General features: G+C 68.3%; 9 protein-coding genes. 2 read left to right on the top strand and 7 right to left on the bottom strand.

The features are described from left to right. Positions 1-88: 88 nt before the first annotated feature. Positions 89-1,363, top strand: a complete 1,275-nt coding sequence (gene rlmN, locus J4O73_RS19390; RefSeq protein WP_426220015.1) for a 23S rRNA (adenine(2503)-C(2))-methyltransferase RlmN — start codon at positions 89-91, stop codon at positions 1,361-1,363. A 1-nt stretch (position 1,364) separates the two neighbouring features. On the opposite strand, the gene J4O73_RS19385 is transcribed toward rlmN, so the two are convergent. Next, on the bottom strand, positions 1,365-1,709 hold the full coding sequence (locus tag J4O73_RS19385; protein WP_426220013.1) for a hypothetical protein: 345 nt from the start codon (positions 1,707-1,709) through the stop codon (positions 1,365-1,367). Between the two features lie 72 nt (positions 1,710-1,781). Beyond that, the gene (locus J4O73_RS19380) at positions 1,782-4,256 is read right to left on the bottom strand and encodes a glycogen/starch/alpha-glucan phosphorylase (RefSeq protein ID WP_426220011.1); all 2,475 of its coding nucleotides are present in this window, start codon (positions 4,254-4,256) and stop codon (positions 1,782-1,784) included. 524 nt (positions 4,257-4,780) lie between these two features. On the opposite strand from J4O73_RS19380, the gene glgA reads away from it, so the two are divergent. Beyond that, positions 4,781-6,304, top strand: coding sequence for a glycogen synthase GlgA (glgA, locus tag J4O73_RS19375; protein WP_426220009.1), 1,524 nt, complete (start codon positions 4,781-4,783; stop codon positions 6,302-6,304). A 65-nt stretch (positions 6,305-6,369) separates the two neighbouring features. Here glgA and glgB read toward each other — a convergent pair whose 3' ends face one another. The 5 genes from glgB to treZ all read right to left on the bottom strand — a co-directional run bounded on the left by glgB (position 6,370) and on the right by treZ (position 22,352). Then, positions 6,370-8,646 (bottom strand): 1,4-alpha-glucan branching protein GlgB, encoded by a 2,277-nt coding sequence (gene glgB / locus J4O73_RS19370; RefSeq protein WP_426220007.1) that lies wholly within the window; start codon positions 8,644-8,646, stop codon positions 6,370-6,372. After that, entirely contained in the window at positions 8,643-11,915 is a 3,273-nt protein-coding gene (gene treS, locus J4O73_RS19365; RefSeq protein WP_426220005.1) for a maltose alpha-D-glucosyltransferase, read from the bottom strand. Before treS ends, glgB begins: the two co-directional genes overlap by 4 nt. Positions 11,916-12,013: 98 nt before the next feature. Further along, complete coding sequence (locus tag J4O73_RS19360; protein ID WP_426220003.1) at positions 12,014-15,394, bottom strand: maltotransferase domain-containing protein; 3,381 nt, start codon at positions 15,392-15,394, stop codon at positions 12,014-12,016. Between the two features lie 257 nt (positions 15,395-15,651). Beyond that, positions 15,652-20,550 (bottom strand): malto-oligosyltrehalose synthase, encoded by a 4,899-nt coding sequence (locus J4O73_RS19355; protein ID WP_426220001.1) that lies wholly within the window; start codon positions 20,548-20,550, stop codon positions 15,652-15,654. Beyond that, on the bottom strand, positions 20,547-22,352 hold the full coding sequence (gene treZ, locus J4O73_RS19350; protein WP_426219999.1) for a malto-oligosyltrehalose trehalohydrolase: 1,806 nt from the start codon (positions 22,350-22,352) through the stop codon (positions 20,547-20,549). The genes J4O73_RS19355 and treZ overlap by 4 nt, the downstream gene beginning before the upstream one ends. Between the last annotated feature and the right edge of the window lie 159 nt (positions 22,353-22,511).

Genomic DNA, 22,511 nt, shown 5'->3' with positions numbered 1-22,511 from the left:
GAAAAGCCTGCCATGCGACTGGCAAGGTCGCATCCTGTGTTGGGATCGACTATATGAGACCCCTTCAACCGAAGGGATCCGCATCATCATGGCGACGCCGTCGCTCGACAGCGGCCGTGTGGCTGCTCTCTCTGCAATCGAGAAGACCCCCGAGTTCCGGCCCGAGGCCCTGCCCGGCCGGAAGCTCTCCCTCGTCGGCCTGACCCGCGAGGAACTGAAGGCCCAGCTCATCGGGGCCGGTGTGCCCGAGCGCGAGAGCCGGATGCGCTCCGGCCAGATCTGGCACTGGGTCAACCTGCGCGGGGCGCAGGACTTCTCCGAGATGACGAATGTCGGCAAGGCGCTGAAGGCCGACCTGGCCCAGAAATTTACCCTGGAGCGCCCGGAGGTCGTCAGCCGCCAAGTTTCCCGCGACGGGACCCGCAAGTGGCTCCTGCGCATGGCGCCGACCAACCCGCACGAGCACAATCGCGGCGCCGAGATCGAGTGCGTCTACATTCCCGGCCCGGATCGCGGCACGCTCTGCGTGTCGAGCCAAGTCGGCTGCACCCTCACCTGCTCGTTCTGCCATACCGGCACGCAGCGCCTCGTGCGCAACCTCTCCTCCGCCGAGATCGTGCAGCAACTCGTGGTCGCCCGCGACGAACTCGGGGACTGGACCGGCCAGATGCCGAGCCGCGACGCCAATGGCGGCGAGGTCGGGCGGCTCGTCACCAACATCGTGTTCATGGGGATGGGCGAGCCCCTCTACAATTTCGACGCGGTGGTCGATGCGGTCGGCGTGATGTCCGATCAGGAGGGCCTCGGCCTGTCCCGGCGGCGGATCACCGTCTCGACTTCCGGCGTCGTGCCGCAGATTCCCCGCCTCGGGGCGGAGGCGAACGCGATGCTCGCCATCTCGCTTCATGCCGTGCGCGACGATCTGCGCAACGAGCTGGTGCCGCTGAATCGCAAGTATCCGATCCGCGACCTCCTCGACGCCTGCCGCGCCTATCCGGGCCTGAACAACGCCCGGCGCATCACCTTCGAGTATGTGATGCTGAAAGGGGTCAACGATTCCGATGGGGATGCGCGGGAACTGGTGCGGCTGCTCAAGGGCATCCCGGCCAAGATCAACCTGATCCCGTTCAACCCCTGGCCGGGCAGCCGCTACGAATGCTCCGACTGGGAGCGGATCGAGCAGTTCTCGGAGATCATCTTCAACGCGGGCTATGCCTCGCCGGTGCGCACGCCGCGCGGTCGCGACATCCTCGCCGCCTGCGGCCAGCTCAAGAGCGAGACCGAGAAGCTGCGCGCCCGCGCCCGGATGATGCTGGAGGACGGCATCGCCGAGGGGCTCTACATCGGCTCCGACGAGGACTGACTCAGCCCGCCCTCGGCCGCGCCATGGCGACGACGAGGGCGCTGGCTGCGAGCCAGCCGGCCGCACCGCTCCCGGCCTTGACCAGGAAATCGTTCAGGCGCCCGTGGCGGCTCGCCGCCAACCCCTGCCCGAGTTCGAGGAGCCCGGCGACGGCGACGACCATCAGCAGGATCGCGAGGCGGTGGCGGGGGAAGGCCAGTGCCGCCACGATTCCGAACAGGGCATAGGCGGCGGCCCGCTCCATGTTGGCAGGGCCCATCTCCGGCCGCAGGCCGATGGGCGACAGGGTCACGAAGACCAGAACCGCCAGGATTGCCCAGAAGGCGAGGCGAAAGAGGGTGCTCATACCCATCCCGTTACGCGATCCGGGTGAACGGCGCGACAACGCGCCCGCCGGAGCGGGCGCATCGATGGCCGGTCAGTCGAGGCGGACGCGCCAGATCTCGTCCGCGTATTCCCGCATCGAGCGGTCCGAGGAGAACCACGCCATCCGGGCGGTGTTATGGATCGCCTTGGCCCACCACGTCGTGGAGTCGCGCCACGCGGCGTCGATGGCCCGCTGAGTCCGCCAGTAATCGTCGAAATCAGCGGTCAGCAGATAGGGGTCGCGATGACGAAGATCGTCGGTGAGCGGGCGGAAGCGGCCCGGCTCCTCCGGCGAGAACCGGCCGGACGCGATCATATCGAGGGCCGCCGCGAGGCGCGGAGATGCCTCGATCGCCGCCCGCGCATAGCCCGGCACCGCCTTGCGGGCGATGACGCCCGCCGCGTCGAGGCCGAAGATGAAGATGTTGTCCGCGCCGACGTGATCGCGGATCTCGATATTGGCGCCGTCGAGGGTGCCCACCGTGAGCGCGCCGTTCAGGGCGAACTTCATGTTGCCGGTGCCTGAGGCCTCAAGGCCCGCCGTCGAGATCTGCTCCGAGAGGTCGGCCGCGGGAATGATCGCCTCGGCGAGGCTCACCGAGTAATTCGGCAGGAACACCACCTTGAGGCGGCCCGCCACCTCGGGATCATCGTTCACGGCACGGGCCACGTCGGCGGCGAGCTTAATGATCAGCTTGGCCTGGACGTAGCTCGGCGCCGCCTTGCCGCCGAAGATCTTGACGCGGGGCGTCCAGTTCCGGTGCGGCTCGGCCTTGATCGCTTGATACAGCGCCACCGTCTCGATGACGTTGAGCAGTTGGCGCTTGTACTCGTGGATACGCTTCACCTGCACATCGAAGAGCGCGTCCGGATCGAGGTCGATCCCCGTCCGGTCCGCAACGATGGCGGCCAGCGCCTCCTTACGCTCGCGCCGCACGGCCCGGTAGCGCGCCACGAATCCCGAATCCTGCGCGAACGTGTCGAGGCCCGTGAGCAGTTCGGGATTGTCGAGCACACCCTCGCCCACCGCCTCGACGGCGAGCTTGGTGAGGCCGGGATTGGCCGTGTGCAGCCAGCGGCGGAAGGTGATGCCGTTGGTCTTGTTGACGATCTTGTCGGAATCGAGCGCGTGCAGGTCCGAGAACACGGTCGAGCGCATCAGGTCCGTGTGCAGGGCCGACACGCCGTTCACCCGGCGCGCGCCGTGGAAGGCGAGATGGCCCATGCGCACCCGGCGCCCATGGGATTCATCGATGAGCGAGACCGAGGCGAGGTGGGCGGCATCGCCCTTGCCCGACTTGCCCTGCTCTTCGAGATGCATCCAGTTGATCAGGTAGATGATCTGCATGTGGCGCGGCAGCAGCCGCTCCATCAGCTCCACCGGCCACGTCTCCAGCGCCTCCGGCAGGAGGGTGTGGTTCGTGTAGTGCAGGGTGTTGGTGGTGACGTGCCACGCATCCTCCCAGGAGAGGCCGTGGTCGTCGGTGAGGATGCGCATCAGCTCCGGCACGGCGATGGCCGGGTGCGTGTCGTTGAGCTGGATCGCGGCGTGGTCGGGCAGCGAACGCAGGTCGCCGCGCTCGTTCCGGTGCCGGGCCACGAGGTCCTGCAGCGAGGCCGACGTGAAGAAGTATTCCTGGCGCAGGCGCAGCTCCTGGCCCTCGGCCGAGGCGTCGCTCGGGTAGAGAACGCGGGAGATCGCTTCGGCGCGCATCCGCTCGGACACGGCGCCGACATGGTCGCCGCCGTTGAAGCGGGCGAGATCCACCGGGGCCTCGGACTCCGCCTTCCATAGACGCAGGCGGTTCACCTGCTTTCCACGCCAGCCGACCACCGGCACGTCGTGGGCGACAGCCAGCACCGTCTCGGCGGGGTGCCAGTGCCGGGCGATCCCGTCGCCGGAAGCGGACATGGTCACGCCGCCGCCGAAGCCGATCTTGTAGGTGGCTTCCCGGCGGGCGAACTCCCAGGGGTTACCCTCGGCGAGCCACGTCTCCGGTGCCTCCTGCTGCCAGCCCTCCTTGAAGGACTGGCGGAACAGGCCGTGATCGTAGCGGATGCCGTAACCGATGGCCGGGATCGACAGGCTCGCCATGCTCTCCATGAAGCAGGCGGCGAGACGGCCCAGGCCGCCATTGCCGAGGGCCGCGTCGGGCTCGGCCTCCTGCACGGCGTCGAGGTCGATGCCGAGTTCGTTGAGCGCCTCGCGCACGGTTTCGGTGAGACCGAGGTTGTTGAGCGCGTCCGACATCAGTCGGCCGATCAGGAACTCGAGGGAGAGGTAATAGACACGCTTGTGCGGGATCTGGGCCGCCTTCGACAGGCCGGTTTCCGCGATCCGGTCACGCAGGGCGAGCGCGGTCGCCACGAACCAGTCGCGCGGACGGGCGGTCTCCGGCGTCATCCCGAGCACGATCCCGAGCTTGCCGCGAATCGCCTCGCGCAGGTCGACGACAGGATCGCCGGACACGGTCAGCGGCCGTTGTGCCGGTGCCCTCGCCGGGGCGACGGCCGCTTTCGCATGCACCTGTCCGCTATCGGACGGGGAGGCGGATGAAGCGGCGCGCGTCTGAACTTCGGTAAGCACAGTCGATCCCCCAATAGAGCCGGATGATTATGATTTGTCTCAGATTGCTGCCGAGTGAACGGCCCTGCAGTCTGACCCCGACCACGACAAGTCTGTGGACGCTCTCGGGCAAAGTCGAGGCAACGCCTTGCGGCTACGTTTATTTTGCAGCAGGCAGGCGGGCACTGTGTCATGATAAGCACAGTAGCCTGGAGTTCAACCCCACCCCTCTGGACGGCCCTGCACAAAACCCTAGCGATCGGAAAATCGCTACCGAAGACAGATTTTACGAGCACCGATCAAAATAGACTCGCCGCGGTGCAGCAGCGGATAATCGAAACTTAACAAAAAACATGGCCCCATTTGTGCGTCGCAGCGGAACCGTCGCGCACAAGGGAGCGTTAGGCGTGGTTGAGATCGCGGCAAGTTCGTTCGACCCGGTCTTTGCGCATCCGGGGCATCTCTCCCGGCCTGGGACCTCCAAGATGCTTCACGTGCACCGTTCTGGACTGACTGCACGGAAGTCCGAATCGAGTGCCTACAGGCCGCTTTCGGCCTCAGTCCCGATGGGTCGGCGCATCCTCTACGCCACGCCCGAGATGGCGGATTTCGTGAAGACCGGCGGACTCGGCGAGGTCTCGGCCGCCCTCCCCCGGGCGCTGCGGGCCCATTACGATGTTCGCGTCCTCATTCCCGGCTACCCGCAGGTGCGGGCGGCCTTCCCGGATATGCCGGTGGTGGCGCGGCTCGAAGGGCTCGCTGGCATTCCCGCCTGCGATCTCGGCCTTGCAGAGACAGCGGACGGCCTGCGCGTCTACGTTCTGATCGCGCCCGAGCTCTACGAGCGGAGCGGCACCCCTTACGGCGATTCGTCGGGTGACTTCGCGGACAACGACGTGCGCTTCGCCCGCCTGAGCCTCGCGGCGGCGGATCTGGCGCTCGGCGTCGATCCGGCCTGGTCGGCGGATCTGCTGCATCTGCATGATTGGCAAGCGGCCCTGGCGCCGGCCTATCTCGCATGGCGCGGTGTGCGCCTTCCGAGCGTGCTCACCGTGCACAACCTCGCCTATCAGGGCCTCTTCCCGCGCGACGGGATGCACCGCATCGGCGTGCCGGAATCGGCCTTCCAGGTGGATGGCTGCGAATTCTATGGGCAGCTCTCCTTCCTCAAGGCGGGCCTCTATTACGCGTCGCAGGTCACGACGGTGAGCGAGACCTACGCCCGCGAGATCCAGACCCCCGAAATGGGCTGCGGCCTCGATGGGTTGCTGCGCGTGCGCGCGAGCCAGGGGCGGCTGGCAGGCATCCTCAACGGCATCGATGAATCCTGGGATCCGAGCAGCGATCCCCATCTCGCCCTGACCTTCGAGGCGGATGACTGGAAGGGTAAGCGCGCCAATGCCGATTGCGTGCGCAAGGATTTCGGCATGGCGGTCTCGCGCGGGCCGCTCTTCGCCATCGTCTCGCGGCTGGTGCACCAGAAGGGCATCGATCTGAGCCTGGAGGCGGCCCAGACCATCGTCGCCGAGGGCGGCCAGCTCGTGGTGATCGGCCAGGGAGAAGGCCGGTTCGAGGGGGCGCTCCGCGGCCTCGCCAAGCGGCACCCGGATTCGGTCGGCGTCCATGTCGGGTTCGACGAGGGGCAGGCACGACGGATCTTCGCGGGCAGCGACTTCCTGCTGATGCCCTCGCGCTTCGAGCCCTGCGGCCTCGCGCAGATGTACGCCCAGCGGTACGGCTCGCTACCGATCGTCCGCCAGACCGGCGGCCTCGCCGACACGGTCGAGGATGGGGGGACCGGCTTCTCCTTCGCGGAGCCCTCGCCCACCGGCCTCACGAGCGCGGTGCGCCGGGCGCTCGACGCCTTCGGCCAGAAGAAGCGGTTGAATGCCATGCGCCGCAAGGCCATGGGCACGCGCTTCGGCTGGGATCTGGCGGCCGAGAGCTACGCGGACCTCTACGCCCGCGCGATCGGCAACAACGTCGCCCTGCGCTGGAACGCGGTGTAGCGCGGCGCTCGTCGCATAAAACGCAAGTCCCCCTCTCCCCGCAGGCGGGAAGAGGGGGAATTCACTCATCCCTCCCGCAGGAAGATCACCGTCGAGAGCGGCGGCAGGGTCAGGCTGAGGGAATGCTGCTGAGCGTGGCTCGCCTGAGCCTCCGCATCGCGACCGCCGCCATTGCCGACATTCGAGCCACCGTATTGCGCGGCGTCGGAGTTGAACGCCTCCCGGTAGAAGCCCCCCGCCGGCACGCCGATGCGGTAGCCCTCGCGCGGGATCGGCGTGAAGTTCGACACGACGACGGCGATCTCGCCGCCCGCGCCCTTGCGTGCCCAGGCGATGACGCTGTTGTCGGAATCGTCGGCCACGAGCCACTGGAAGCCCGCCGCCTCGGCGTCGCGGCTATGGAGGGCAGGCGAGGAGACGTAGAGCCGGTTGAGGTCGCGGACCACATCCTTGACGCCCCGGTGCAGGGGATCGTCGAGCAGATGCCAGTCGAGGCTGGCATCGTGGTTCCACTCGCGCTCCTGGCCGAACTCACCGCCCATGAACAGCAGCTTCTTGCCGGGATGCCCCCACATGAAGCCGAAATAGGCGCGCAGGTTCGCGAATTTCTGCCAGCGGTCGCCCGGCATCCGCCCCAGCAACGAGCCCTTCCCGTGCACGACCTCGTCGTGGGACAGAGGCAGGATGAAGTTCTCGGAGAAGGCGTAGAGCAGCCCGAACGTCAGGTTGTGGTGATGGTACCGGCGATGGATCGGGTCTTCCTGCATGTAATGCAGGGTGTCGTGCATCCAGCCCATGTTCCATTTGAAGCCGAAGCCGAGGCCGCCCGTATAGGTCGGGTGCGAGACACCGGGCCACGAGGTCGATTCCTCGGCCACCGTGATCGTGCCCGGGGCGTGGCTGTAGGTCGCCTCGTTCGTCTTGCGCAGGAAGTCGATGGCGTCGAGGTTCTCGTTCCCGCCGTAGCGGTTCGGGATCCACTCGCCCGCCCGGCGCGAATAGTCGAGGTAGAGCATCGACGCGACGGCATCCACGCGCAAACCGTCGAGGTGGTAATGCTCCAGCCAGAACCGGGCGTTGGCGGTGAGGAAGCTCGCGACCTCGGTCCGCCCGAAATTGTAGATGTAGGTGCCCCAATCCTGGTGGAAGCCCTGACGCGGGTCGGCATGCTCGTAGAGATGCGTGCCGTCGAACTGGCCGAGCCCGTGGGCGTCCAGCGGGAAGTGGCCCGGCACCCAGTCCAGCATCACGCCGATGCCCGCCTCGTGAGCGGTATCGACGAAGGCCGCAAACTCGTCGGGCGTGCCGAAGCGGCTGGTCGGGGCGAACAGCGAGACCGGCTGGTAGCCCCATGACCCGTCGAACGGGAACTCGGTGATCGGCAGCATCTCGATATGGGTGAAGCCCATATCCTTGACGTAGGGGATCAGCCGCTCGCCCAGCTCCTTGTAGGTCAGGTAGCGGTTGCCCTCCTCCGGCACCCGCATCCACGAGCCGAGATGGACCTCGTAGACCGAGATCGCGGCGTGGCGCGGATCCTTGGCGCCGCGGCTGCCCATCCAGCCGTCATCGCGCCAATCGAACGAGCCGAGCCCGTGCAGGATCGAGCCCGTGGCGGGCGGATGCTCGGCCGCGAAGGCGACCGGGTCGGCCTTGAGCGGCACGAGGGAGCCGTCCGGCCCCCTGATCTCGAACTTGTAGCGTCCGCCGGGTTCGAGGCCGGGGACGAACAATTCCCAGACTCCCCCATCCTGCCACAGGCGCATCGGGTGGCGGCGGCCGTCCCATTCGTTGAAGTCGCCGACGACGCTGACCTTCTTGGCGTTCGGGGCCCAGACGGCGAAGCGGAACCCATCGATCCCGTCGAGGCGACCGGCCTGGGCACCGAGGATGCGGTAGACGAGGTTGGTGCCGACCTCGCGCAGGCCCGCCACGTCGTATTGCTCGATGGACGAGCCGAAGCCGTAGGGGTCGAAGCGGCGGCGCGTCGAGCCGTCCCACAATTCGGTCTCGATCTCGTAGAGCGGCCGTCCCTCGCCCTCGACGCGGGCGACGAAGAAGCCGTCGGCGTGGCGCTTTTCGAAGGGCACCGTCCGCTCATCGAGGATCAGGTTCGCGGCCCGGGCCTCCGGCAGCACGGCGCGCACCTCCCAGGTGTTCGCGCCGACCTTGTGCGGCCCCAGCACCGAGAAGGGATCGCCGTGGCTCGCGCCCATGATCGCGGCGATCGCATCCTGATGGACCGTGGGAATCGTCGGGGACGCGGCGCGCTGGGTCTCCGCGACGGAGCCTGCAGCTCCCTCCTCGGCCCGGGGCGCGAAGGTCTCGTCGATTACCGTCATTCGGAACGCTCTCCGTCCTCATCCAGAATGGACAGAACCCCACGTGCGGGAATTTCGATCCAGTCGGGGCGGTTGTTGGCCTCGTAGTCCACCTCGTAGAGCGCCTTGGTCAGCAAGCAGAGCTTCAGCAGGCGCTCGCGGGTCTCGGTGTCGGTCACGGCGGCGCGGGAACCGTCGACGGCGCCCTGGTAGCCGGCGAGGAACGCCGCATCGATCATGCCACGCCATGCCGAGGCCGCCGCCCGCGCCCGGTCCTGCGAATCCGCGAAGCGGCTCGCAATCTCGCGGATCACCGTTTCGGCGCCGTAGGCGAAGGAGCGCATCATCCCGGCGACATCGCGCAGCGGCATCGACTTGGCGCGGCGCTCGTCCGCCGGCCGCGAGGGCTCGCCCTCGAAGTCGACAATGATGAGGTCGCTCTCGGCGACCAGCACCTGCCCGAGATGGTAATCGCCGTGGATGCGGATCTTGTGCGCGCCCTTGAGCGTGCCCCCGGCGAGACGTTCGATCAGCGCCTCGACCTCGGCCCGGCGGCCGAGAAGGTCGGCGCAGGCATCCTTGCCCGTGTCGAGGCCACGCTCGGCGAGGCCCTTCAGGCCCCGGAAGGCGCGGTCCGCCTGATGGCGGGCGTCCCTGACCAGGATGGCGAGGTCATCCTCCTCGAAGGCTTCCGCCGCGAAGGCCGGGTCGTCGGTCTCCATGGCGAAGGCGACATGCATCTGCGCCGTGCGCTGGCCGAGCAGGTCGGCCCAGCGCATGTGGTCGCGGAACGCCTCCTCGGGGCTCAGGGCCTCGCTCTCGGGGGCGAGCACCACGGTCTCGAAATCGCGGCGCAGGCCCTCCAGCATCAGGGTCCAGGCATCGCCCTGATTGAGGACGAATTTTTGCAGGACCGCCAGCGCCGTGCGGGTGCCATCCTCCGCGACATGCTCCAGCGTGCCGAGCAGCGCGGGGGTGTGCGGAAAGCCCGCCGTCTCGGTGAGGAAGCGCCCGACCTCGATCTCGGGGTGGGTGCCCGGCTGGAGGCGGCGCAGGAGCTTCAGCATCAGCTTCGAGCCCACCGCGATCGAGGTGTTGCTCTGCTCGGCCTTGAGGCGGCGGATATCGGCCACATCCACCGTGACGCTCGGGTCGAAGGCCGAGGTGGTGGCGAAGACGAGCTTGCCACCCTCGGTCGGGATCTCCCGGTGCTGACGCATGTCCTCGATGAGGCAGGCGGTGAAGTCGTTGGAACCCGCCGCTCCGAAGAGCAGGCCGGTGCGCGGCCCCCGGCGCACCCGCGCCACGGCGAATTCCATCAGGTCCGCATCCTCGCGGCCTTCATCGACCCCCACCGGCACGAAGTACTGGTGGGTCTCGCCGTTGGCGAGCGTCACCGCGAGACGCGGCAGCAGGAAGCGTGGCTCGCCGCCCTCGCGGGGGCCGAAGGCGGCGCAATCCACCACCTTCACGCCTTTGATCCGCGAGCCCTTGGCGCCGAACCAGCGACGGCTCATCAAGAAGGGCGGCACCACGGTGCGCTCGAAGGCGACGCGCTCACGCCCCGCCATCAGGCTCTCGATGCCCCCGGTGAGGACCATCGTGAACAGCTCCGGCGGCTCCTGCTGCGGGCCGACCACGCCCGACTGAGCCGCAGACAGGGAGAACCAGTAGAAGCCGTAGGCCGGCAGGGTCAGCAGATAGGGCAGGTCGCCGATCGGCGGGAACTCGGTGCCGCCGGTCAATTCGATCGGCACTGCCGTACGGAACTCGGACAGGTCGAGCTGCACGGCCTGCGGCGCCCGCGACAGGTTCGCGACGCACAGGATGCGCTCGCTCTCGTGCTCGCGGATCCAGGCCAGGACCTTGCGATTCGACGGGTACAGGAACTGGATCGAACCCCGCCCCAGGGCGACGCTGTTGTTGCGGATGGCGATCATCCGCCGGGTCCAGTTGAGCAGGCTGGTCTGGGCCTGCGTCTGCGCCTCGACGTTGATCGCGTCGAAACCGTAGATCGGGTCCTGGATCGCGGGCAGGAACAGCTTCTGCGGGTTGGCGCGCGAGAAGCCGCCGTTGCGGTCCGGGCTCCACTGCATCGGCGTGCGCACGCCGTCGCGGTCGCCGAGATAGATGTTGTCGCCCATGCCGATCTCGTCGCCGTAGTAGAGCACCGGCGTGCCGGGCATCGACAGGACGAGGGACTTCATCAATTCGATCTTGCGCCGGTCGTTTTCGAGCAGCGGCGCGAGGCGGCGGCGGATGCCGAGGTTGATGCGGGCGCGGCGCTCGGCGGCGTAGAACGACCAAAGGTAGTCACGCTCCTCGGCCGTGACCATTTCCAGCGTCAGCTCGTCGTGGTTGCGCAGGAAGATCGCCCATTGGCAGCCCTCCGGGATCTCCGGGGTCTGGCGCATGATGTCGGTGATCGGGTGCCGGTCCTCGCGGGCGATCGCCATGTACATGCGCGGCATCAGCGGGAAGTGGAATGCCATGTGGCATTCGTCGCCATCGCCGAAATACTGCGCGGTCTCCTCCGGCCACTGGTTGGCCTCGGCCAGCAACATCCGGTCGGGATAGCTCTCATCGAGGGCCGCACGGATCGCCTTGATGACGTCGTGGGTCTCCTTGAGGTTCTCGCAATTCGTGCCGTCGCGCTCGATCAGATAGGGGATCGCGTCGAGGCGCAGGCCGTCGACGCCCATGTCGAGCCAGTAGCGCATGGTCGCGATGACCGCTTCCAGCACCTTCGGGTTGTCGAAGTTCAGGTCGGGCTGGTGGCTGTAGAAGCGGTGCCAGAAATACTGCTTGGCGACCGGGTCCCAGGTCCAGTTCGACGCCTCGGTGTCGAGGAAGATGATGCGCGTGTCCTTGTACGGCTCATCGGTGTCCGACCAGACGTAGAACTCGCGCTCCGGCGAGCCGGGGGGCGCCTCGCGGGCGGCCTGGAACCAGGGGTGCTGGTCCGAGGTGTGGTTGATGACGAGCTCGGTGATGACCCGCAGGCCCCGCTCGTGTGCCGCCTCCACGAAGGCGCGGAACTGCTCCATCGTCCCGTAGGAGGGATTGATGCCCTCGTAATCGGCGATGTCGTAGCCGTCGTCGCGGAGCGGCGAGGGGTAGAACGGCATCAGCCAGATCGCCGTGACGCCGAGGTCGCGGACGTAATCGAGGCGCTGGGTCAGCCCCTCGAAGTCGCCGATCCCGTCATTATTCGAGTCGAAGAACGACTTGACGTGGATCTGGTAGATGATGGCGTCCCGGTACCATTGCGGATCGCTGCGATCGATCATCGCGTCGCTGCCTCATCGAGAAAGTCGAAGGAGCCGGTCGAGAACGCGACCGGCGGCCGGGCGGCCGTCATGGACAGCCGCAGGTGCCACGGGCAGCCTCAGCCCGCAACCCGGCGTGGTGGAGTGAGACGCCAGATGACGCAGGAGCGTTCCGCCGGATCGAGCGCGATCCGGTGTCCCTTGCCCCGGAGCGAGAACGTGTAACCCTGCAACAGGTCCTCGACCTCGACCGCGCCGTCATCGGGCAAGCCGAACAGCCAGAGCGGCACCTCGTAGCTGCATTCCTGGCGGTTCTTGGGATCGAGGTTGACCATCACGAACACGCAATTGTCACCCTCCGGCGAGGTCTTGGCATAGGCGATGATGTTGTCGTTCCAGGCGGGCGTGAAGGTGACGTTGCGGAAGTCCCAAAGCGCCGGGTTGTTCCGCCGGATATGGTTGAGCTTCACGATGTGCTCGCGGATGTTGCCCGGCCGGTCGTAGTCCCAGGCCTTCAGCTCGTACTTCTCCGAGTTCAGGTATTCCTCCTTGCCGGGATAGGGCGCGGCCTCGCACAGTTCGAAACCGTTATAGATCCCGTAGACGGAGGAGAGCGTGGCGGCGAGCGTCGCCCGCACGATGAACCCGGCGCGTCCGCTGGTTTGCAGGTAGTACGGGTTGATATCCGGCGTATTCGCGAAAAAGTTCGGCCGGTAATACTCGCCCATCTCGCCGGCCAGTTCGGTGCTGTACTCGATCAGCTCCGCCTTGGTGTTGCGCCACGTGAAGTAGGTGTAGCTCTGCTGGTAGCCCGCCTTGGCGAGCTTCTTCATCATCTTCGGCCGGGTGAACGCCTCCGCGAGGAAGATCGCATCGGGGAACTGGCCGTTCACCTCGCCGATCACCCATTCCCAGAACGGGATCGGCTTGGTGTGCGGGTTGTCGACCCGGAAGATGCGCACGCCCCTCTGGCACCAGCCGAGCAGGATGTCGCGCAGTTCGATCCAGAGGGAGGGCAGGGCCCCGCCGTAGAAGTGGACGTTCGAGATGTCCTCGTACTTCTTCGGCGGGTTCTCGGCGAATTTCAGCGTCCCGTCCGGGCGCCACTCGAACCATTCCGGGTGGTTCTTGATCCACGGATGGTCGGGCGAGCACTGGATCGCGAAATCGAGCGCGATCTCCATGCCGTAGGCGTGGCTGGCCGCCACCAGCCGCTCGAAATCCTCCAGCGTGCCGAGGTCCGGGTGGACGGCCTCGTGGCCGCCCTCCTCCGCGCCGACCGCGTAGACCGAGCCGACATCGCCGGGCAGGGCCTTGAGCGTGTTGTTCTTGCCCTTGCGGTTGGTGCGCCCGACCGGGTGGATCGGCGTGAAGTAGAGGACGTCGAAGCCGAGTTCTCGGATCTCCGGCAGGCGCGCGATCACATCGTTGAACGTGCCGTGGCGGTTCACGTCCATGGATTGCGAGCGCGGGAAGATCTCATACCAAGCCGAGTACCGGGCCGCGAGACGGTCGGCGATGACGGGAAGCGCCACCGGATAGCGCGAGCGGTTCACCCGCTCGGCATGGGGCCGCACCAGCGCGACGGAATCCGGCTGCAGGATTTTTTCGAGTTGGGCGGCCGACCCGCTCTGTTCGGCGCCGAGCGCCGCGACCAGGGCGGCAAGGCGGTCCTTGTCCCGGCCGGTGGCCAGCGACGCGGCAGTGCCCACGAGGGTGACACCCTCGATGGTCTCCAGACGCACGTCGACGCCCGCATCGCGCTTCTTGATCGTATCGCGCATCCACGAGGCGAAGGGGTCGCGCCACGCCTCGATGGTGAACTCGTAGCGGGCATTGCGCTCCAGGGGGAAGCGGCCCGCCCAGCGGTCGTTGTCCACGAAGACCATCGGGTCCTCGCGCCATTCCGTCGTCCCGACGACGCGCGAGAGGATCGCGGCGGCGATGATCTCGTGCCCGTCGGAGAAGATGTCGGCCTCGACGCGCACATCCTCGCCGACGATGCGCTTCACGGCGGAGCGGCCCCCGTCGAGTTCGGGGCTCACCGCCTCGATGACGACCCGGCCCTCGCCGGCCGGCTCGCCCTGCGTGGGCTGGCGGGCGACATTCGCGCGGCTGGCGGCGAGGATGCGCAACTCACCCGGCGCCAGCGTCACGTGGCTTCCGGCGTGGAAGGCGATGGGCTCGACCTCGGGCGTGCGGTCCACGAAGGGACCGAGCATCCCGCCCGTACGGGCGATCAGGGGCCCGGCCTCGACCGTGACCGGCGCCCCGGTCGGATTGTAAAGCACCAGCACCGCGTGCCCGGCGGAGGCGTGGTGGCCGGTGTCGTAGCGAGCGAGGGCGACGAAGCCCGCATCCGGCGCGGACAGGCGCTGCTGCGCGCCCTCGACATTGGCGGCGGGCAACTCGGCCTTGAGGGCGTTGATGGCGCGGATCGCATCCGAGATGTCGATGCCGGTGTCGTGCTCGCGGTCGCCCGGATGGGTCTCGACCACATGGAGCGCCCGGCGATAGCCCCATTCGTAGCCGATGGGCATCAGCACGCCCGCCGAGAAGAAGGACGCGAGCGCGTAGCGGGTGCGCAGATGCGCGGCGACCGCCCCTTGTCCTCCGCCGATCCCGGCGGCGAGGCGCTTCATGTCGTGGTTCTCAGGGAAGGCGATGGAGGGGGCAAGCACCCGCAGGCGCTCGTACTGATCGAGCGCCCAGGGGGCCTTGAGGTCCCACCACGCGAAGGAGTTGAACAGGTAGTCGAAGCCGGCGCCCGCCGTGGCGCGGGCCTCCTCGAAGGTGCAGCCCAGCGTCTCAGCGGCGAAAAGGCAGGCGGGGTCCTTCTCCTTGGCGGCGGCGATCAGCACGCGCCACACCTCGGGCGGCACCTTGTAGGCGGCATCGCACCGGAAGCCGCCGACGCCGAGATCCTGCATCCGCGCGACGTAGGCGGTGAAGATCTCCGTCAGCGCCTGCCGGGCGGCGGGGCTGTGATAGTCGAGTTCGGCGAGGTCGCCCCAGACCGTGCGGATCGACGGGTCGTCCGGGTCCACGGCGGCGGGGTGCATGATCGAGCCGTCGGGCTCACGCATGAATAGGTCGGGGCGGTCCTGCACGAGGCGGGCATTGTCGGCGGTGTGGTTGATGACGAGGTCGGTCATCACCGCGATTCCTGCCGCGCGGGCGGCGGCGCAGAAGCGGCGGATCTGCTCGTCGTCGGGCGTGCCGTCCTGGTCGCGCAGGCGCTCGTCCAGGCGGTCCATATCGGCCACCGCGTAGAGGCTCTTCGAGCCGCCGGTCTGGTGGAACGGGTTCAGGTAGATCCAGTCGAAGCCGAGATCGGCGATGCGCGGGAGTTCCCGCGTCCAGTCCGCGACGCGCCCCACGAGGAGGGGGAACAGGTTGTAGATCCGCGGCCCCTCCGCCCGGGGTGCGAGGGAAGCCGGCAGCGCGCCAGGGGTTCCGGTCGCCTGCGTCGGCGATGCGGCCTTGGTCGGTGCGTTCATGCGGATCGTGTCTCCTGCCTGCTCGCTAACGCGTCAACACGGCTGCCGTGCCGCGTTCGACACATGGCGTCCTACCCCGGATCCCGTGACGGTCTCGGGTCGGCCGCCCTCTCTCTCCTCCCATCCTCGAACCTCATCCTGAGGTGCGGCGAAAGCCGCCTCAAGGGAGGGGTCCAGGGGCCGCAGCACTGTCTGGAGCCCTCCCTCGCGTCCCGCCAAGGCGGGCACCTCAGGATGAGGTCGGGGAAGGAGGCGTGTTACTCCACTCGCCGCAACACCGCGTAGGGCAGGTCGCGGAACAGGGTGCCGCCGTCGGCGCCCTCCCCGTCGATCTCCCGTCCGGTGGCGATGTCCCGCCAGCGCGTCCCCGCCCCGAGGGCGAGTGTCGTACCGGCGAAGGCCTCGCCCGACCACGTCCTCTCCCCGATCAGCCCGGAGAACAGGCGCGGCACGGCGACGATGAGATCGCCTGCCCCGGCCGGATCGAGATCGGTGCGGCGGAAGGCGAGGATGTGCTCCGCCCGCTCGCCCGTCGCCTCCACCGCCTCATAGCCAGCACGGGCGAAGAATTCCGGCCGGGCGGCCCGTTCGGAGAGCATCCGGTGGAGCGTCGCCTGCTTCACCCGACCGTCCGTCCAATGGGCGAGGAGCGGAGCGACCTCTCCCTCCCCGTCGATCATCCGCGTCAGGGCGGCGTAATCGACCGGGCGGCGGTTGTCCGGATCGACGAAGGAGAAATCCCAGATCTCCGTGCCCTGGTAGGTATCGGGCAGGCCCGGCAGGGTCGATTTCAGCACCGTACGACCGAGGCCGGACAGCATGCCGAGATGGGCGAGACGCTGCGCGAAGGGGCGCAGCTCCCGCAGGAACGCCGAGCCCGGTGCGATGATCGCCTCGAACAGCTTGCGGACGGTGCCCTCGTAGGTCTCGTCCACGTTGACCCAGCTCGACCGGCGCTTACCCTCGCGCATCGCCTTCTCGGCATAGGCGTTGAGACGCTCGCGGAAGGCCGTGACGGCACCCTCCTCCTCGCCGTCGAGGAGTTCGAGCGGCCACGCGCCGAGGATGGCCTGAAAGAACATCCACTGGTCGTTGGCGTCGGGGGCGGGCTCGCCGTCGATGCGGGAGAGATGGGGGCTGGCGGTCTTCTGCCAGAGATCCCAGGCCCCGGCCCAGTTCTCCGGCATTTCGGAGAGGGCCAGAAGCCGCGAGCGGGCATCCTCGCCGCGCTTGGTGTCGTGGGTCGCGGTGGCGATCATGGCGTTCGGCCAGTCGCGGGCGCGGGCGGCCTGCAGGTCGTGGAAATGCTCCACGTCGATGCCGTACTCGCCCGGATCACCGCCGACTTCGTTGAGGCCGAGCAGCGCCGTGTAGCGGTAGAACAGCGTGTCTTCCAGGCTCTTGGCCATGACCGGGCCGGTCAATTGCTGGAACCGGCGGCGGAAGCGCAGCACCACATGCGGATCGGGCCGACCGGGACCGGAGGTCTCGATCCGGCCGAGGAGCACGTCGCGGGCGAAATCGTGGACCGAGCGGTCGGGCAGGCTCGACCAGCGCTTGGCCTTGGCCACCGCGCCCTCGATGAGCCGCACGTCCTCCGGCTCGACCTCGCCCTCCTCCAGATCGGCAGGCAGGTAGCTGCGGTAAGTGGGAAAGCGCGCGATGACCTCGATCAGCGCCCGGCGGAGCGCGTTGACGGTGAAGTCGCGGGTGCGCCGGTCCGCGTCGGCCACCTCCTTGAGGTCGCTCGTCAGCACTTCGAGTTCGCTGGCGAAGCTGATCTCGAGGATCTCGGCCTTGGCGGCGCGCAGTTGCGCGCCGTAGCGCTCGTCCATGCCGCTGGCCCATTCGTAGAGGCGGCGAACCTTGGCCTGCTTGCCCTTGTCGACCAGCACACCGTCGAGCTGGTTCAGCACGTCGTAGCCGGTGGTGCCCGCGACCGGCCAGGGCCGTAGCCGCTCGCCGGGTTCGAGGATCTTTTCGACCACAACGTAGAAGCCGGGCCCTACCGCCGCCTGCAGGGCACGGGCATAGCCCGCCGGGTCGGCGAGGCCGTCGATATGGTCGATGCGCAGCCCGTCGATCCGGCCCTCGCGGATGTGACGGAACACGGTCTCATGCGAGCGGTGGAAGATGTCGGACTTCTCGACCCGCAGGCCCGCCAGCGAGTTCACATCGAAGAACCGACGGTAGTTGATGTCGCTCGACGCCACCCGCCAATGGGCGAGGCGGTAGGCCTGCGCCTCGAGCAGCCGGTGCAGGGTGCCGAAGCTGTCGGGACGTCCCTTGAACCCGTTGAGGAGCGCCAAGGTCCGCTCGGTCGCCTGCTGGATCGAGGGCGACATGGCGTAGACGGCCGCAAGCCTTCGCTTCAGATCCTCCGCCTCCTCGGGGAAGCCCCGGCGGCGGGCCTCGTCGGTGTCAAGCGACATGGCCCGCAGGCGCTCGGAGATGGCGAGCAGTTCGGCGGTCGTGTCGTCATCGACGGCGCCGATGGCGGCGAGCACCCGGCTGAGGATCGTCGGGTAGCTGAAGGGCCGCACCGGAAACTGGTGCTCGTAGTGCCAGATGCTGAAGGCGCCCTTCTCGGGGTCGAACTTCAGTTCGAGGTGGCCGTTCTCCAGCGCCTCGCCGTAGCGCTCGCCGAGGAACGGGATCACGAGGTTGCGCCCCGCGCCGAGGCGCTGCCAATCGATGTCGAAGGCATGGGCGAAGGGCGAGAGCGCCCCCCATTCCAGCACCGAGAGCCACCACGGATTGTCCGACCCGCCGACGCCCATGTGGTTGGGCACGATGTCGAGGAGGAGCTTCAGCCCCTGGCCATGCAGGGCGTCGGCGAGACGCACGAACCCCTCCTCGCCGCCCAGTTCCGGGTTGATCTGCCCGTGGTCCACGATGTCGTAGCCATGGGTCGAGCCGGGCCGCGCCTTCTGCAGGGGCGAGGCGTAGACGTGGCTGATGCCGAGCTTGGCGAGATACGGAACGATCCTCTCGGCGTCCGCAAAGGTGAAGTCCTTGTGGAATTGCAGCCGGTAGGTCGCCCGCGGCGGCGGCGCGGCCAGGCGGGAGGCGCTGCGCGCGCCCCGGTCCTCGGCGGAGAGGGCGGCGGCGAGCTTGGCGAGCGGTCCGCCGGGGGCGGCGATCTCGGACAGGTCGCGGTCGAGTTTCCGCCGCCAGTTCGGATAGCCCTCCGTCGAGCCCGGCACGTTGGCCTGCGCCAGTTCGGACACCACGTCCTCGTATTGCACGGCCGTCAGGATCGACGGGGCGCGGGCGAGGTAACGCGCGGCGCCCTCGAACGGCGCGGCCTCCGGCGGCTCGGATTCGGGCAGCAACTGCTCCCCGGCCAGGGCTTCAGCGAGACGACGGCGCTCCACGACACGCTCGCCACGCTCGGCCTCCGCCCGCTCCTGATCGTAGAGGCCGAGCGACTGGCGGGTGTCGGTATCGACCCCGCGCCACCAGCCGACGAAGGTCGGCAGGTCGTGCGTGGTGATGGCGGTGAGTGCATCGCGCGGGTAGGCGCCCGGCGCCTTGAACCGTCCGTCGCCCTCGCGCTCGAAGGCCAGGATGCGGTAGCTGAGCACACCGGCCTTCATCAGCGCGTCGGAGAAGCCCTCCGGCGCGGTGCCGAGATCCTCGGCGATGACGAGGCATTTCGCCCGGTGACTTTCCAGCCGCAACACCGCGAGCATCGGCTCGAACGGCATGGCGACATAGGCGCCCGCATGCGCGCCCTCCCCCAACGGGATCAGGAACAGGCGGGCCAGCTGGAAGGCGTGGTCGATCCGGATCGCGCCCGCATGGCGCATGTTCGCCTGCACGAGCGCGCGGAAGGCCGCGAGGCCGTCACGCTCCATTTCCAGCGGGTCGAAGGCGGGCAGGCCCCAGTTCTGCCCCTTGGGGGCGAGCAAGTCCGGCGGCGCGCCAATGGACACCCGGTCGGCGAACCGCTCGGGATGGGACCAGATCTCGGACCCGCCCCGGTCGGCGCCGACCGCGAGATCGCGATAGAGGCCGAGCCGCATGCCCGCATCCTGCGCGCCCTGCGAGGCGGCCGCGAGTTGCGTATCCGCGAGATATTGCAGCCACGCGAAATAGCCGACCTCCTCCGCGTGGTCGGCGGCGAAGGCGCGTACGGCCTCGGTCCCGGCGCGGCGGTACTCCTCCGGCCAGTCGCCCAGCCAATGGGCACCCCGTGCCTTGAAGTGGGCGGACAGGGCTTCGAAGATCGCGTGCGAGGCCAGATCCTCACCGCCCTCGACGCGAAAGCGGTCGAAGGCTTCGTCCGTCCCGGACTTGGCCGGGGATTCCGCCCAGAGCGCCCGCAGAACCGGATCGAGCACGGCGGCGACGCCGGCATGATCGACGAGCGCCGCCTCCCGCAAGGCCGCGATGGCGGGAGCCGCCTCCGCGAGCAGGGTCTCGGCGCGGGAGCCCTCGAGGCCCGGCAGATCGCGCGGCGCGATGAACAGGGTTTCGAGGAAGAGCCGCGAGGACGGCGAGTAGGGCGAGATCTTGGTCCGGTCCGAGCCGAACAGGGCGTGGACCGGGCTCAGGCCCAGGAAGGCCGCGCCGCGCAAGGCTGCCTCTCGGGCCGCCTCGCCCGCATCCGCATAGGTGCCGATGCCGATATTGCCGGAGGAGCGCAGGCCATAGAGCTGCGCGGCGAGCCCCCAATCGGAGGCCCCTTCCTCCCCATAGGCACGGGGACGCCAGCAACGCTGCGGCGCGGAGATGACGAAGGATTCGGCGCGTGTGTCGCCGACCGCCACCGTCAGGCGGTGATAGCCCGGAGTCAGGGGCGGCAGGTCGAAGGCCGGATCGGAGGCGGAGATCGCGGCACGCCCCTCGCGGGCGGCTCCGCGCTCATCGACGAGCCGCCAGACCAGCGTGCTCGCACCGCCGGGGAGGCGCAGGGGGATGCGGGTGGCGCGGCGCGCCTCGATCGGCAGAAGCGGCGGAACGAGATTGCGGCGGAGCGCCTGCACCGTCGCGAGGCTCTCGGCCAGTTCCGTGTCGTCGCCCACGGGAAAACCCAGAGCGGCCAGGAGGCCGACGCGGGCATCGAGGGAGGTCTCGACGGGCTTGCCGAAGGCGTCCGTGTAGCCCGCCGCGACGCCGACGAGGTCGGCGAGGTCTTCCCTCAGGCTCACGAGCGGGACTCCGTCAGAAACAGGCCGGTCCAGGCCGGCAGGGTGTGGCCCGTGCCATCGGGCGCGTTGGTCCAGACGAGACGCCCGGTGCCGGGCTCGACCGTCTGCTCGCCCTCCCCGACATTGGCGACGAAGCGCAGGTCGCCCGCCTCGAAGCTCCACGTGCAATCGACCACGCCGGGGCTCGGCAAATGCGCCCGCGCGCCGCGATAGCCGGACTTCGCCAGCGGCACGATCACGTCCCGGCGGAGCGCCAGGAGGTGCGTCGTATCGGCCAGCACCTCCCTATGGGGAGAGCGATCCCGCTCCGACCAGTCGAGCTTCGAGCGCAGGAAGGTCTCCTCCTCCGTCGGATCGGGGATCTTGGATGTGTCGTCCGCGAAGGCGGCGAAGCTCTTGAACTCCCGGCGGCGGCCCTCGCGGACCGCCTTGTTCAGTTCCTCGTCCGGCGCGAAGTCGACGAAGAACAGGAACGGGGCCGAGGCCGCCCATTCCTCGCCCATCCAGAGCATCGGGATCTGCGGTGCCAGGAGGAAGCCCGCGCGAGCGAGTGCCAGCTTGTCCGGATCGGCGAGGTGGTTCAGCCGCTCGCCGAGCGCCCGGTTGCCGACCTGATCGTGGTTCTGGAGGAAAGTGACGAAGGCCGAAGGCGGCAGGTGGCCCGAGGGCTCGCCGCGCGGGTGGTTGTCCAGCGTCTTGAACGGCTCGCCCTGATAGGCAAACCCCTCCGCGAGGCAGCGGGCCAGACGCTCGACCGGTTTGTCGGCAAAGCTTTCATAATAGCCGGCGTTCTCGCCCGTCAGGAGGACATGCCAGCAATGGTGGAGATCGTCCGCCCATTGGGCATCGTGCATCCGGGCACGCCCACCCGCGTCGCGTTCCAGCCAACGGGCCTGGTTCTTCTCGTTCTCCAGCATCAGATGGATCTGCCGCTGGGGGAGGAGCTTGCGGACGGTCTCGCCGAGCTCGGCCAGGAAGTGACGCGGGGAATCGTCGAGGATGGCATGGACCGCGTCGAAGCGCAGGCCGTCGAACCGGAATTCCTCCAGCCAGTACAAGGTGTTCTGGAGAAAGAACTGGCGCACGGTGGCGCCGCTGTCCTTGCCGTCGAAATTGATGCCCGCGCCCCAGGGCGTCTGGTGGCGGTCGGTGAAGAAGGATTCCGCGTAGGCGTGGAGGTAATTCCCGGCCGGTCCGAAGTGGTTGTAGACCACGTCGAGATAGACCATCAGCCCGAGCCCGTGAGCCGTATCGATCAGGCGCTTGAGATCATCGGGACGGCCATAGGCCCCGTCCGGCGCGTAAGGCAGCACGCCGTCGTAACCCCAGTTCCGGGTGCCCTTGAAGTCGGCGATGGGCAGGAGTTCGATGGCGGTGACGCCGAGCGCCTTCAGGTCGGGCAGGCGCTTTTCCAGCCCCGCATAGGTGCCCTCCGGCGTCGCCGCGCCGACATGGCACTCGTAGATCACCGCCTCCTCGAAGGGACGGCCCGTCCAGCCCTCGTCGGTCCATTCGAAGGCGCGGGCGTCGATCACCTCCGACAGGCCTGACACGTCCTCGGGCTGGAAGCGCGAGGCGGGGTCCGGCACCACGAGGTCGCCGCCGATGCGGAAGCCGTAGCGGGCCCCGGGCTTGATGCCCGGAAGAGCGGTGCGCCGCCAGCCGCCGCCGGATTCGGGGAGGGGATGCTCGGCCCCGTCGACCACGACGGTGACGGTTTCGGCGCTCGGCGCCCAGAGGGCGAAGCGCACGCCGCCCTCGACGATCTCGGCCCCGAAATCCATGCTGTGGGCATGCCGCATGTCAGGCCGCCATCCTTTTGCGTGCGCGCGTCCAATTCCGCCGACAAGCGGAGCCGCTGCGTGTCATCGGAGAAGGCCCCGGAGATGATCCGGTTCCCAACCGATGCACGTAGAGCGCCACAGAGCGAAAGGGATGCCGGTGGTTGCAGGTCAGGGCCG

Source organism: Methylobacterium sp. NFXW15 (assembly GCF_049887755.1).
Taxonomy (GTDB): Bacteria; Pseudomonadota; Alphaproteobacteria; order Rhizobiales; family Beijerinckiaceae; genus Methylobacterium.
This window is presented reverse-complemented; position numbering and strand designations above follow the sequence as displayed.